Source organism: Streptomyces sp. NPDC026500, assembly GCF_055567635.1.
The window spans coordinates 367,019-381,166 of record NZ_JBVHQB010000004.1; the positions used below are offsets into that span (position 1 = coordinate 367,019).

At 70.7% G+C, this 14,148-nt stretch carries 12 protein-coding genes; 7 read left to right on the top strand and 5 right to left on the bottom strand.

Going from position 1 to position 14,148, the window contains the following annotated elements; translation table 11 throughout:
- The first annotated feature begins 9 nt into the window (after positions 1-9).
- From glpK to ACZ4N5_RS09935, 6 genes are all read left to right on the top strand, one after another.
- Complete coding sequence (glpK, locus tag ACZ4N5_RS09910; RefSeq protein WP_467756592.1) at positions 10-1,548, top strand: glycerol kinase GlpK; 1,539 nt, start codon at positions 10-12, stop codon at positions 1,546-1,548.
- 19 nt (positions 1,549-1,567) lie between these two features.
- Positions 1,568-3,184, top strand: coding sequence for a glycerol-3-phosphate dehydrogenase/oxidase (locus tag ACZ4N5_RS09915; RefSeq protein ID WP_467756593.1), 1,617 nt, complete (start codon positions 1,568-1,570; stop codon positions 3,182-3,184).
- A 167-nt stretch (positions 3,185-3,351) separates the two neighbouring features.
- Positions 3,352-4,023 (top strand): FadR/GntR family transcriptional regulator, encoded by a 672-nt coding sequence (locus ACZ4N5_RS09920; RefSeq protein WP_467756594.1) that lies wholly within the window; start codon positions 3,352-3,354, stop codon positions 4,021-4,023.
- 254 nt (positions 4,024-4,277) lie between these two features.
- On the top strand, positions 4,278-5,519 hold the full coding sequence (locus tag ACZ4N5_RS09925; protein ID WP_467756595.1) for a PAC2 family protein: 1,242 nt from the start codon (positions 4,278-4,280) through the stop codon (positions 5,517-5,519).
- A gap of 530 nt (positions 5,520-6,049) precedes the next feature.
- On the top strand, positions 6,050-7,798 hold the full coding sequence (locus tag ACZ4N5_RS09930) for a S8 family peptidase (protein WP_467756596.1): 1,749 nt from the start codon (positions 6,050-6,052) through the stop codon (positions 7,796-7,798).
- A 103-nt stretch (positions 7,799-7,901) separates the two neighbouring features.
- A complete protein-coding gene (locus ACZ4N5_RS09935; RefSeq protein ID WP_467756597.1) occupies positions 7,902-8,507 on the top strand; it encodes a hypothetical protein in 606 nt (201 codons plus the stop codon).
- Positions 8,508-8,605: 98 nt separating this feature from the next.
- Here the strand turns inward: ACZ4N5_RS09935 and mshC are convergent, their stop codons facing one another.
- The 4 genes from mshC to ACZ4N5_RS09955 form a co-directional block, all read right to left on the bottom strand.
- Positions 8,606-9,835 carry a cysteine--1-D-myo-inosityl 2-amino-2-deoxy-alpha-D-glucopyranoside ligase gene (gene mshC / locus ACZ4N5_RS09940; protein ID WP_467756598.1) on the bottom strand — a complete coding sequence of 410 codons (1,230 nt, stop codon included), beginning with the start codon at positions 9,833-9,835 and terminating at the stop codon, positions 8,606-8,608.
- A 107-nt stretch (positions 9,836-9,942) separates the two neighbouring features.
- The gene (locus tag ACZ4N5_RS09945; protein WP_467756599.1) at positions 9,943-10,770 is read right to left on the bottom strand and encodes an SCO1664 family protein; all 828 of its coding nucleotides are present in this window, start codon (positions 10,768-10,770) and stop codon (positions 9,943-9,945) included.
- A complete protein-coding gene (locus ACZ4N5_RS09950; protein WP_326788750.1) occupies positions 10,734-11,324 on the bottom strand; it encodes a DUF3090 domain-containing protein in 591 nt (196 codons plus the stop codon). The genes ACZ4N5_RS09945 and ACZ4N5_RS09950 overlap by 37 nt, the downstream gene beginning before the upstream one ends.
- Before the next feature lie 117 nt (positions 11,325-11,441).
- On the bottom strand, positions 11,442-12,128 hold the full coding sequence (locus tag ACZ4N5_RS09955; protein WP_467756600.1) for a histidine phosphatase family protein: 687 nt from the start codon (positions 12,126-12,128) through the stop codon (positions 11,442-11,444).
- A gap of 98 nt (positions 12,129-12,226) precedes the next feature.
- Between ACZ4N5_RS09955 and corA the strand changes: the two genes are divergently transcribed.
- Positions 12,227-13,225: a magnesium/cobalt transporter CorA gene (corA, locus tag ACZ4N5_RS09960; protein ID WP_467756731.1), complete on the top strand. Its 999-nt coding sequence runs from the start codon at positions 12,227-12,229 to the stop codon at positions 13,223-13,225.
- A gap of 13 nt (positions 13,226-13,238) precedes the next feature.
- On the opposite strand, the gene ACZ4N5_RS09965 is transcribed toward corA, so the two are convergent.
- Positions 13,239-14,027 carry a ferritin-like domain-containing protein gene (locus tag ACZ4N5_RS09965; RefSeq protein WP_467756732.1) on the bottom strand — a complete coding sequence of 263 codons (789 nt, stop codon included), beginning with the start codon at positions 14,025-14,027 and terminating at the stop codon, positions 13,239-13,241.
- Between the last annotated feature and the right edge of the window lie 121 nt (positions 14,028-14,148).

Here is a 14,148-nt window from a genome sequence, read left to right on the forward strand (position 1 = left end):
GAGCACACCGTGACCGACGCACACACCGCCGGCCCCTTCATCGCCGCGATCGACCAGGGCACAACCTCGTCCCGCTGCATCGTCTTCGACCGCGACGGACGCATCGTCTCCGTCGACCAGAAGGAGCACGAGCAGATCTTCCCGAAGCCGGGCTGGGTCGAGCACGACGCCGCCGAGATCTGGACCAACGTCCAGGAGGTCGTCGCCGGAGCCATCTCCAAGGCCGGCATCACCCGCGACGACATCAAGGCCATCGGCATCACCAACCAGCGTGAGACCACGCTGCTGTGGGACAAGAACACCGGTGAGCCCGTCCACAACGCCCTCGTCTGGCAGGACACCCGCACCGACGCCCTCTGCCGGGAACTCGGCCGCAACGTCGGGCAGGACCGTTTCCGCCGCGAGACCGGCCTGCCGCTCGCGTCGTACTTCGCCGGCCCCAAGGCCCGCTGGCTCCTCGACAACGTCGAGGGCCTGCGCGAGCGCGCCGAGGCCGGGGACATCCTCTTCGGCACCATGGACACCTGGGTCATCTGGAACCTGACCGGCGGTGTCGACGGCGGCAAGCACGTCACCGACGTCACCAACGCCTCCCGCACCATGCTGATGAACCTGCACACCCTGGCGTGGGACGAGAAGATCGCCGAGTCCATCGGCGTCCCGCTGGCGATGCTGCCCGAGATCCGCTCCTCCGCCGAGGTCTACGGCGAGGTCACCGGCGGCCCGCTCGGCGACCTGCTCGGCGGCATCCCGGTCGCCTCCGCGCTCGGCGACCAGCAGGCGGCCCTGTTCGGCCAGACCTGCTTCTCCGAGGGCGAGGCCAAGTCCACCTACGGCACCGGCACCTTCATGCTGATGAACACCGGTGACAAGATCATCAACTCCTACTCGGGCCTGCTGACCACGGTCGGCTACCGGATCGGCGACCAGGAGCCGGTCTACGCCCTGGAAGGCTCCATCGCCGTCACCGGCTCCCTGGTGCAGTGGATGCGCGACCAGATGGGCCTGATCAAGTCCGCCGCCGAGATCGAGACGCTCGCGTCCTCGGTCGAGGACAACGGCGGCGCGTACTTCGTACCGGCCTTCTCCGGTCTGTTCGCCCCGTACTGGCGTCCCGACGCCCGCGGTGTGATCGCCGGCCTGACCCGGTACGTCACCAAGGCGCACATCGCGCGCGCCGTCCTGGAGGCCACCGCCTGGCAGACCCGTGAGATCAGCGACGCCATGACCAAGGACTCCGGCGTCGAGCTCACGGCGCTCAAGGTCGACGGCGGCATGACCTCCAACAACCTGCTGATGCAGACCTTGGCCGACGTCCTGGACGCCCCCGTGGTGCGCCCGATGGTCGCCGAGACCACCTGCCTCGGCGCCGCCTACGCCGCCGGCCTCGCCGTCGGCTTCTGGACCAACACCGAGGACCTGCGCGCCAACTGGCGCCGGGCCGCGGAATGGACCCCGAACATGGACGCGGACGTCCGCGACCGTGAGTACAAGAGCTGGCTCAAGGCCGTCGAGCGGACCATGGGCTGGATCGAAGACGAGAACTGACGAGGAGTAAGAACCCGCAATGACCAGCCAGCCCACCCTGCAGTCCGTGCCTGCCCTCGGCACGCACCCGGCCTCCGGCTCCAACCCGAGCCGCGCCGAGGCCCGGGAGCAGCTTTCCAAGGCAACGTACGACCTCCTCGTCATCGGCGGCGGCATCCTGGGCATCTCCACCGCCTGGCACGCCGCGCAGTCCGGACTGCGGGTGGCGCTGGTCGACGCCGGCGACTTCGCCGGCGCCACCTCCTCCGCCTCCTCCAAGCTTCTCCACGGCGGTCTGCGCTACCTGCAGACCGGCGCGGTGAAGCTGGTGGCGGAGAACCACTTCGAGCGCCGTGCGGTCTCCCGCCAGGTGGCCCCCCACCTGGCGAACCCGCTCACCTTCTACCTCCCCGTGTACAAGGGCGGGCCGCACGGCGCGGCGAAGCTCGGAGCGGGCGTCTTCGCCTACTCGGCCCTGTCCGCCTTCGGTGACGGCGTGGGCCATCTGCTCAGCCCCTCGAAGGCCGCGCAGGACGTGCCCGAGCTGCGCACCGACAACCTCAAGGCCGTTGCCGTGTACGGCGACGACCAGATGAACGACTCCCGCATGGCCCTCATGACGGTCCGCGCGGCCGTCGAGTCGGGCGCCGCCGTCCTGAACCACGCCGAGGTCACGGGCCTGCGCTTCACCCGGGGCCGGGTGACGGGCGCGGAGCTGCGGGACCGGCTGTCCGGCGACGAGTTCGGCGTGAACGCCCGGCTCGTGCTGAACGCGACCGGCCCGTGGGTCGACCACCTGCGCAAGCTGGAGGATCCGAACGCGGCTCCCTCCATACGCCTGTCCAAGGGCGCGCACCTGGTCCTGAAGCGCACCTCCCCCTGGAAGGCCGCGCTGGCCACCCCGATCGACAAGTACCGCATCACCTTCGCGCTCCCGTGGGAGGACATGCTCCTGCTCGGGACCACCGACGAGGAGTACGAGGGCGACCCGGCGGACGTCTCGGTCACCGAGAAGGACACCGCCCAGATCCTGGACGAGGCCGCGTTCTCCATCCGCGACCAGCAGCTCTCGCGTGACCTGATCACGTACTCCTTCGCCGGTCTGCGGGTGCTGCCGGGCGGCCCCGGCGACACGTCGAAGGCCAAGCGCGAGACGGTCGTCACGGAAGGCCGCGGCGGGATGCTGTCCGTCGCGGGCGGCAAGTGGACCACCTTCCGGCACATCGGCCGTACGGTCATGAAGAAGCTGGAGGCGCTGCCGGGCAGCCCGCTGGGCGAGGACTTCGAGCCGATCTCCGAGCTGCCGAGGAAGCTGCCGCTCCCCGGTGTCGCCAACCCGCGCGCGGTCGCGCACCGCCTGCTGGTGGACGGCCCGGCGCCCGGCCCGCGCATGGCCGCCGACACGGCCAGGCATCTGGCCACCCACTACGGCTCGCTGGCCTTCGACATCGCCCGGCTGGCGAACGAGAACCCGGCGCTCGGCGAGCGCGTCCACCCGGACGCCCCGGAGATCTGGGCCCAGGTCGTCTACGCCCGGGACAACGAGTGGGCCGAGACGGCGGACGACGTGCTGCGCCGCCGTACGACGCTGACGATCCGGGGTCTCGCCACGGACGACGTCCGCGGCAGGGTGCAGGACGTGCTCGACAACAAGTAGGCGCACGGTCGGGTGAGGGGCGGCTCCCACGGGGGGTGCCGCCCCTCACTCATGCGCGGGCGCCGCACGGTCTCCGGGACGCTCCCCGTTCAGCCCGCTGAACCCCCATAATGTCCCTGATACATCGGATGTCTGAGGGGCATTCCGAGTGACAGGGAGGCCGCGCCATGGCAGTCACCGACGAGGCGATCGAGAAGATCAAGTCAATGATCGTCTCCGGCGCTCTGCGTCCCGGCGACCGGCTCCCCAAGGAGAACGAACTGGCGGCCGAACTCGGCCTGTCCCGCAACTCCTTGCGGGAAGCGGTCCGCGCCCTGTCCCTCATCCGCATCCTGGACGTGCGCCAGGGCGACGGCACGTACGTCACGAGCCTGGACCCGCAACTCCTCCTGGAGGCACTGAGTTTCGTCGTCGACTTCCACCGCGACGACACAGTTCTGGAATTCCTCGCCGTGCGGCGCATCCTGGAGCCCGCGGCCACGGCGATGGCGGCCGCCCGCATCAGCGAGCAGCAACTGGACGCGCTCTCCGCCCAGTTGGACGGACTCGGTGCGGAACCGTCGGTGGAGGAACTCGTCGCCTGCGACCTGGACTTCCACCGGGGCATCGCGTCGGCCTCGGGCAACTCGGTGCTGTGCTCCCTGCTGGAGAGCCTGTCCGGACCCACCACCCGGGCCCGCGTCCGGCGGGGCCCGACCCAGGAGGACGCGGTCGCCGGCACCCTGCGCGAGCATCGCGCCATCCTGTCGGCCCTGCGCGACCGGGACGCCGAGGCGGCCCGGTCGTGGGCGACGGTGCACATCGCGAGTGTGGAACAGCGGCTCAGATCCACGCTCTAGCTCCTGGGACATCGGATCTCTCCCGGTCGTCCGAGCCGTGATGCGGGCCACGGCAACGTCCCCGACCTCCGGGCAGGTTGGCCATGGACAGCTCGGACGACTGCGCGGCGGGCCGGGGCGGCGTGCACGCGTGTTTCCGGGCCCCCGACGGGGCAGTGATCCGTTCACTCCCCCGTGCAAGGGGGCTGCGGAGGCCCCCTCGGCACGCCGTAAGGTTGAGGCGTACGCGAGGGCACATCGGAAGGAGGCGCTGGGTGATCGAGCTGGAGGGGGTTCCCGAGCTGATCGACCCAGTCATGGTGGCCGCGTTCGAAGGCTGGAACGACGCCGGCGACGCCGCCTCCGCCGCGGTCGCGCATCTGGACAGGGAATGGAAGGGCGAGGTGTTCGCGGCGCTGGACGCCGAGGACTACTACGACTTCCAGGTGAACCGCCCCACCGTGTGGCTGGACGGTGGCGTACGCAAGATCACCTGGCCGACCACGCGTCTGTCGGTGGTCCGGATCGGCGGCGAGAAGCCGCGCGATCTCGTGCTGGTCAGGGGCATCGAGCCTTCGATGCGCTGGCGCTCGTTCTGCAACGAACTGCTCGGTTTCGCGCACGAACTGGGCGTGGAGCTGGTGGTGATCCTGGGCGCGCTGCTCGGCGACACCCCGCACACCCGTCCGGTGCCGGTCAGCGGAGTCACCTCCGACTCCGACCTGGCCCGCACGATGGACCTGGAGGAGACCAAGTACGAGGGCCCCACGGGCATCGTCGGCATCCTCCAGGAGGCGTGCACGCACGCGGGCGTACCGGCCGTGTCGCTGTGGGCGGCCGTACCGCACTACGTGTCGCAGCCGCCCAACCCGAAGGCGACGCTGGCTCTGCTCAACCGCCTGGAGGACCTCATCGACCTGCGCATTCCGCTGGGCGAGCTGCCCGAGGACGCGCGGGCCTGGCAGCTGGGCGTGGACCAGCTGGCCGCCGAGGACAGCGAGGTCGCCGAGTATGTGCAGACGCTGGAGGAGGCCCGGGACACCGCCGAGCTGCCGGAGGCGTCCGGCGAGGCGATCGCCCGCGAGTTCGAGCGTTACCTGCGCCGCAGGGACGGCGGCGGTCCGACCGCGGGGGCCGGCGGCCACGCGACGGAGAGCGGGGAGCCGGCCTCGTACCTCCGCGACACTCCCGGCGGCCGCACCCGGCCGCCGCTGACGCAGCGCCCCGACTCCGACACCGGTCAGGACGCCGGGGCGGACGAGGAGTCGCACAGCGAGACAGAGCCGGGCGAGGCCACCGACGGCCCCGACACGGAGGCCCGGGACCGCGAGCCCGGCGCCAAGGGCTCAAAGGGCTCAAAGGGACCCAAGAACCCTTCGGGTACGTCCAAGGACACCTCGGGCACGTCGAAGGCGCCTGGCACGCCGGAGTCCAGGGATACGTCGGACCCCTCGGACGCGGCGGATTCCTCCGGTCCCTCCGATCCCTCCGGCACGTCGGACTCCTCCGAGGACTGAGTTCCGGGGACGGACATCCGAGAACCGACTCTCGGGGACCGACTTCCGAGAACTGAATTTCGGGGCCTGAGTCTCGGGGACCGATTGCGAAGTACCCGTCACCCGGACCGATCCGGAAGGGGCGGCACGCGCGACGCGTGCCGCCCCTTCCGGCCGTCGGGGCCGACGCCGGACGCGGTCCATCACGCCCACAACGGTGGCGTCCAGTCGCGCTCCCGGCGGTCAACGGCCGCTGTCGCCCCACCACATGACATCCATGTCCATAGCCTTTGGCCTGTATTCGGCGTGACATCTGTTTCAGGACGGATTGCACAGGTTTCCCAATTCAACTTGTTTTCAAACCAAGTTGGCGAAGACGGGGTGGACGGGACGCCGTGGGCGTGCCAGGTTGAGCCCCGAAGGCGCCGCCCGGCAACGGGACATGGCACTCGGCGCCGGCCGGAGGACAGCACACGGCACGACAACGACACACGCATCGAACGGCACACGCATGGACCGGCACCCCCAGGGATCGAAGGGAGCGGTACGCGATGACCGACCAGGTACAGCCGGCGCAGGGCCCGGGAACGTCCGGGCCGGGGCCCGACGGAGCGGGATTCACCTACCGAGGAGCCGAGCAGGAGCTGATCGTCGTCGCACGTCCGGAGGCCCGGCTGCGTGCCCGGTCCGAGGGCGTCCGCTCGGCGGCGGGCTCCGACGTATCGGCCCTCAACATGTTCCTCAGTGACGAACAGCTGGCCCTGGAGCCGCTGTTCGGCAGCGAGGAACGGCTTGAGCAGTCCGCGGCGACGGGACCCGGGGGCGGGCCCGACCTCGCACTCTTCTACCGGGTACGCGGCGTGGAGAGCCGCGCCCAGGAGCTGCGCGCACGGATCGCCGCACTGCCGGAGATCGACACGGCGTATGTGAAGCCGGGTGCCGTTCCGGCCTCGCGGGGATCGGCACAGTGGACCGGCCAGAGCGCCGACGACAGCCAGCGCCTGAAGGAAGGGGCGCCCGTCACCCCCGACTTCACGAGCCGGCAGGGCTACTTGCGCCCGGCGCCCGAGGGCGTCGACGCGTACTGGGCCTGGCAGCGGCCGGGCGGTTCGGGCCAGGGCGTCACCGTGATCGACGTGGAGGGCGCCTGGCAGCTCGGACACGAGGACCTGGCGTCGAAACTCGCCGGCGTCGTCGTCGGCACGCCTCACACGGACCTCGCCTGGCGCAACCACGGCACCGCCGTCATCGGCGTGATCGGCGGCGACCGAAATGAGCACGGGATCACCGGAATCGCGCCGGACGCCGTGACCGCGGCCGCGTCCTTCCAGGGCATCGGAACGGCCGCGGCGATCCACGCGGCGGCGGAACGGCTGAGCCCCGGCGACATCATCCTGGTCGAACTGCAGTCCCCGGGGCCCCGGTTCGACTTCGAGGAGCGCGACACCCAGGCGGGCTACATAGCGCTCGAATGGTGGCCCGACAACTTCGCGGCCATCCAGTACGCGACCGCCCGGGGCATCCTCGTGGTGGCGGCCGCCGGCAACGGCGCCGAGTCGCTCGACGACGCGGTGTACGAACGCCGCCCCGCGGAGTTCCCCGAGTGGTGGCGCAACCCCTTCAACCCCTCCAACCAGTCCTCCGGGGCGATCCTGGTCGGCGCGGGCGCACCGCCGCCCGGCACGCACGGCCGCGACCACGGCCCGGACCGTTCACGGCTCGCTTTCTCCAACTACGGGGCACGCGTGGACGCGCAGGGCTGGGGACGCGAGGTCACGACCACCGGCGGCTTCTGGGACCGGCCCGGCGATCTGCAGGGCGGCGCCGAGGAGATCGCCTGGTACACGGACACGTTCTCCGGGACCTCTTCCGCCTCCCCGGTGGTGGTCGGCGCACTGGCCGCGCTGCAGGGCATGCTCAAAGCGGCGGGCCAGGCACCGATGTCCTCGGAGCGTGCGCGCGTCCTGCTGCGGGCCACGGGTTCCCCGCAGCAGGACGCACCGGGCCGGCCCGCGTCGCAGCGGATCGGCAACCGGCCGGACATCAAGGCGGCGGTCACCCGACTGCTGCCGGAGGCGGTCGGCTCGGGCCGGGCCGAACGGTACTGGGACGAGCTGCTGCCGTATCCGCGCGAACTCCCGCCGAGGCTCCGGCTGTACGTGGCCGGTGCCTGGCGCAACCTGAACAACCCGTCCCCCGAGATCCGTCAGGCGGTGCACTCCGCCTTCGCGGGGGGACGGCCCGACGTACGGGTCTGGTTCTCGGACGACGAGATCGTCGGCCTGGTCGTCACGGGCTGAGGATCCGGCCCTCCCTGACCGCAACGGACGACAACCAGCAGCAAAAGACCGCAACAGACCGAAACGGAACGCAACCAACCATTGATGGAAGGTGGCACCGCGCATGAGCACGATCCCGCAGATGAGCCAGCAAGGACAGCAGGGACAGCAGGGACAGCAGGGACAGCAGCAGTACCCGAGCACATCGCCCTACCAGCAGCAGGGCATCGGCCAACAGCAGCCGTTCGGGCCGCAGATGCCCGTCGCGCAGCAGATGCCGATCGGGCAGCAGACGCAGCAGCCCTTCGGCCGGCACGAGATCGGTCAGCAGGTTCCGCAGCACCTGCAGCAGCAGCTCCAGCAGCTCGGTCAGCAGCAGCCGTTCCAGCAACTGCTCCAGCAACTCGGCGGTCAGCAGCAGATCCAGCAGCTCGGCGGTCAGCAGCAGCACCAGCAGATCCAGCAGGGCGAGCCGCTGATCCTGCAGAGCGCCGTCGAGAGCCGGGCCCTGGCCATCGGCATGGCCCAGCACTTCCAGGACGTCGTCACCGCGCTCCCCGGCCAGCCGCAGGCCCTCTACCTGTTCATCGACAACGGCTGGCGCCGGCTGGTCAATCCCAACCAGGTGACCCACGACGTGGTCCAGAAGGCCTTCGCCTACGGGCAGCAGGTCTACGGGATCTACGACACCGGCACCGGTGCCGTCCAGTCCGTCATCGTGACCAAGTAGGGACGGGAGTTCCAACGGCGTAGAGAGTGCCGGGCGGAGAATCTCCGCCCGGCATTCGTATGTCCCGCCGCTCCCGGTGGAGCGGGCGGGACGAGGTACTACAGGGCGACGCCGAGGAGCGCGTCGACGGCCCGCGAGACGATGCCCGGGGCACCCTCGTCCGTACCGCCGCTCTCGTGCTGGAGCGCGGCCCAGCGGTCGACCGCGGCGAGCGCGGCCGGTGCGTCGAGGTCCTCGGCCAGGGCGGCGCGGATCTCCTCGACGAGGGCGTCGGCTGACGGCCCGTCGGGCCGGGACACCGCGGCCCGCCAGTTCTCCAGGCGCGCGACGGCTTCGTCGAGGACGCTGTCCGTCCACTCCCAGTCGGACCGGTAGTGGTGCGCGAGCAGCGCGAGACGGATCGCGGCCGGGTCGACCCCGTCGCGCCGCAGCCGGGACACGAAGACGAGGTTGCCCTTGGACTTCGACATCTTCTCGCCGTGCAGCGCGACCATGCCGGCGTGGACGTACGCCTTGGCCATCGGGAATTCGCCGGTCAGCACCTGGGCGTGCGAGGCGCCCATCTCGTGGTGCGGGAAGGCGAGGTCGGAACCGCCGCCCTGGACGTCGAAGCCCATGCCCAGGTGGTCGAGGGCGATGGCGACGCACTCGATGTGCCAGCCCGGCCGGCCGCGGCCCAGCGAGCCGCCGTCCCAGCTCGGCTCGCCCTCGCGGGCGGCCATCCACAGCATCGGGTCGAGGGGGTTCTTCTTGCCGGCCCGGTCCGGGTCGCCGCCGCGCTCCGCGGAGAGCAGGCGCATCGTGGCGGCGTCCAGGTTGGACACCTTGCCGAAGTCGGGGTCGGCCTCGACGGAGAAGTACACGTCGCCTTCGAGTTCGTACGCCGCTCCGGCGTCCCGCAGCCGCTCGACGAGCGGCACGATGCCGGGTATCGCCTCGACGGCGCCTATGTAGTGGCGCGGCGGCAGCATCCGCAGGGCGGTCATGTCCTCGCGGAAGAGGGCGGTCTCCTTCTCGGCGAGTCCCACCCAGTCGACGCCGTCGCGCTCGGCCCGCTCCAGCAGCGGGTCGTCGACGTCCGTCACGTTCTGGACGTAGTGAACCTGCCGCTTGGTGTCGAGCCACACGCGCTGCACGAGGTCGAACGCGTTGTAGGTCGCCGCGTGTCCCATGTGGGTGGCGTCGTACGGCGTGATGCCGCAGACGTAGATACGGGCGACGGGTCCGGGGTGGAGGGTGACGAGCCCACCGGTCGCGGTGTCGTGGATCCGGAGGTCGCGGCCCTCACCAGGCAGGGCGGGGACCTCAGAAGCGGGCCAGGCATACATGTCATGAGCCTAACCGGACGGGACTTCCGTATACGAACCGGGCAGCACCTGTTGGCCGGGAAGACCCCCTTGCGCGGTTCCCCGGCCGGTGCGGACGCGCCGCCTCGCTACACCGGAGGCCAGGGAATCGCCGGCCATTCCCCGCTCGGTTCCGGGTGTTTCCCGGAGGCGAGCATCTCCTCGACCCGTGCGCGTGTGGCGTCGATCTCGACGGCGGTGACCAGTTCGGCCAAGCGGGTGGCCAGCGGTGCGCCCGGCGCCAGGGCGTCGCGCAGGGAGGCGAGGACCTCCAGCGCCTCGGCCGTCAGTGGTTCCCCCGCCCAGCCCCACAGCAGCGTGCGCAGCTTGTTCTCGGCGTTGAAGGTGACCCCGTGGTCGATGGCGTAGAGGCGGCCCTCCTGCGCGGGCAACAGATGGCCGCCCTTGCGGTCGGCGTTGTTGATGACGGCGTCGAGGACGGCGAGCCGCCGCAGCCGGGTGTCGTCGGCGTGGACGAGCAGGGCCGTCTCGCCCTCCCCGACCTCGGCGAAGCCGATCGCCTTCCAGCCCTCGGCCGGCTCCTCGCCCTCCACGAGCGCGAGGAGCCCCTCCCCGTCGTTCTCCGCCGACGCCTCGATCCACAGCTGGCACATGCCCTCGCCGTACGGCCCGTCGCGCAGCACGGTGGTGGGGACGAGCCCCCAGCCGGTCGCCTCGGAGACCTCGTACGCCGCGACCTCGCGCTGGGCGAGCGTGCCGTCGGGGAAGTCCCACAGCGGCCGCTCCCCGGCGACGGGTTTGTAGACGCAGAACGCCTCGCGGCCCTCGTACGACACGGAGCAGTACAGCACCGCGTTCGAGGCCTCGCGGATCCGTCCGCGTACCTTCAGCTCACCCCGGGCGAGCAGCTCGGCGGTCGTCACGCTCCGCGGCGGTATCCGTTCTGGCGCGGACATACGTGTCCTTCCGGGTCGAGCGGGAGGCTGCACAGCGGGCAGGGGGGCCGGCCGGCGTTGACGACGTCGAGTGCGCGCTTGGCGAAGGCCCTGGCCTGCGCTCCGGTGAGCCGGACCCGGAGCATCGGCGGGCCGTTCTCCTCGTCCTGGAGCAGCCGCTCCTCGGCCTCGGCGAGGTCCTCGTCGGACTCCGCCTCGACCTCCACGAGTGCCTGTGCCTCGACGATCATGCGCTGCTCTTCACCGTCCCAGGCCAGCGCCATGGTGCCGACCCGGAACTCCTCCTCCACGGGGGTGTCGAGGGGCGCGGTGTCGGACACCTCGGTGGGGGCCATCGCCGGGACCGGGGCGCTGCCCCCGGTGCGCCGGACGACCTCGTCGAGGAGCTCGTCCATCCGCTCGGCGAGCGCGGCGACCTGGGTCTTCTCGAGGGCCACACTCGTCACCCGGGGGCCCGAGGATGCCTGCAGGAAGAAGGTACGGCGTCCGGGCAACCCGACCGTACCGGCCACGAAGCGGTCCGGGGGGTCGTAGAGGAACACCTGACGGGACACGTCCTGTCTCCATTGAATCGGCATGGGGGCCGGCTGACCGCGTCGGCCCGCATCGGCTGAGAACGGGTTGACAACTACTGTGCTGGTTCGACCGCTTCACCCTACTGCGGCCGACGATCACGGTGCGCCCGCACCGCCCCCGACCGGAGCGTCGCCGCTCGGGGGTTCCTCGTGCGGCGCCAGGGACGCGAAATCGCCGGTGTCCCCGAGACGCACGAGAAAGGGCCTCAGCCGGGTGTAACGGATCGCGGTGATGGAACACGGTTCGACAGAGATCCGTTGAAAGAGGTCGAGATGAAGTCCGAGTGCGTCGGCGACGAGCGACTTGATGATGTCGCCGTGCGAGCACATGAGGTAGACCGCGTCGGCGCCGTGGTCGCGCTCCACGCGCGCGTTCCACTCGCGTACGGCCTCGGCGGCCCGGGTCTGCATGGCCCGCATCGATTCGCCGCCCGGGAACGCGGCCGCGGACGGGTGCGCCTGGACGACGTCCATCAGCGGCTCGTCCTTGAGCTCGGCGAGCTTGCGGCCCGACCAGTCGCCGTAGTGGGCCTCCCCGATACGCTCCTCGGTGTGCGCGACGACGTCGGGGCGGGCCTCCAGCAGCGGCCGGATCGTCTCCTGGCAGCGCTGGAGCGGGCTCGTGACGACCTCGGCGATCGGGAGCCCGGCGAGCCGGCCGGGCAGGGCCGCGGCCTGCTGGGTGCCGCGCTCGTCGAGGGCGACGCCGGGGGTCCAGCCGGCGAGCAGTCCCGCGGTGTTGGCGGTGGAGCGTCCGTGCCGGACGAGGATCAGGGTGGGCATGCGGCCCAGCGTAAACGGACGGCCCGCGAAGCCGGCGGGCCCTGTGGAAAGCGGCCCCCGGTGTGCGACGGGGCCACAACGACGGGAGAATGCGCTCCGTGATCGTCGACTGCGCCATCTATCGTGACGGCCGGCGGACGGAGGGCCCCGACGACCTCTCCGACGCCCTCGCGCAGTGCCGTGCCGAGGGCGACTCCTTCGTGTGGATCGGCCTCCACGAGCCCACGGAGAAGGAGTTCCACCTGGTCACGGAGGAGTTCGGGCTCCATCCGCTGGCGGTCGAGGACGCCCTCAAGGCCCATCAGCGCCCCAAGCTGGAGGTGTACGAGGACTCACTCTTCGTGGTCCTCAAACCGGTGTCGTACGAGCCGGAGAGCGACACCGTCACCTCCGGCGAGGTCATGGTCTTCGTCGGCGACTCGTTCGTGGTGACCGTGCGGCACGGCGAGGAGTCGCCCCTCGCGGCGGTCCGGCGGCGTCTGGAGTCGGACCCCGAGATGCTGCGGCACGGACCGACGGCGGTGCTTTACTCGATCGCGGACGCGACGGTGGACCACTACCTGGAGGTGGCGACCGAGCTCGGCACCGACCTGGAGGAGCTGGAGGCGGAGGTCTTCTCGCCGCAGCTCGGCGGCTCGCGGAACACCGCTTCGCGGATCTACGCGTTCAAGCGGCAGGTGCAGGAGTTCCGCAGGGCGACGGTCCCGCTGGCGGTGCCGCTGGCCCGGCTCGCAGGCACGGGTCTCAGGGGGGCGGACGTGCCGTTCGTGGAAGGCAAGGCGCAGCCCTTCTTCCGTGACGTGAACGACCATCTGCTGCGGGTCAACGAATCCGTGGAGGGTCTGGACCGGCTGGTGTCGGACATCCTCTCGGCGCATCTCGCGCAGATGAGCGTGCGGCAGAACGACGACATGCGGAAGATCTCCGCGTGGGCTGCCATGGCCGCGGTCCCCACGATGATCGCGGGGATCTACGGGATGAACTTCGACCACATGCCCGAGCTGCACTGGGTGTGGTCGTATCCGGCGGTGATCGCGTGCATGGTCGTCCTGGAGATCGCACTGTTCCGGCTCTTCAAGCGGCGGGGCTGGCTGTAGGTCCGCGGGCGGTTCAGGCGAACTCCGGTGCCGTCGTGGTGGGGCCGTTCAACGCGCCGCGCCGCTCGGGCATCTTCAGGGACGCCATCCGGCGCCAGCCCCCGGCCCGCTCGTAGACGTACACGGCGTGGATGCCGGCGGCGAGGACGACCGCCCTGGCCCTGGACCAGCCGAGGAGGCGCCCCATGTGGGCCATCACGGCGAGGCTGACGTCCCGATAGATGCGGATCTCGGCGAGCGCGCACTCGCGCAGGGCCCGCTGGATGGCGCGGCCGTGGCCGGCGTACGCGAAGCGCAGCAGTTCCTCGTGGCAGTAGGCGAGGTGGTTGTCCTCGTCGGCCGAGATCATCCTCACCGCGCGGCCGATGTCGGGGTGGTCGGCGAAGTTCCTGCGCAGCAGGTCCATCTGCTCGGAGGCGCGCTGTTCGGTGACCCGGCTGTGGGCCAGATAGGTGACGACGTCCTGCACGGTGAGCTGCTGGTCGTCCTTGAGCTTGTCGTGCGCCAGCCCGATGCCGTGCCGCTCCAGGAGCATCGTGTAGTCGGTGTCGGGCGGGACCTCGACCGGTTCGAGGCCGCGCTTCCTCATCAGGGCGTTGAAGATCCGGCCGTGCTTGTCCTCGTCGGCGCCGTGCCGGGCGATCTTGGGAGCGAGCTCGCGTTCGCCCGCCGGGACCAGTGCGGCGATCCGGGCGTTCTCCCAGCCGCCCTGCGACTCCCCGCTGGCGGCGATGGAGCAGAAGAGCCGGTAGGACTCGTCGTTGTCGAGGATCTCCTGAAACAGACTCCTGGCGGACAACATCATTGACACCCTCTCTGCAGAGTTGTGCAGAAAACGAGTCAAATGGGATGTTCGCGCCGCGGCAACCGATGTGTCGGACAAATCCGCCGAACGATGGACGACGAGGCGGCCCCCGGCGCGT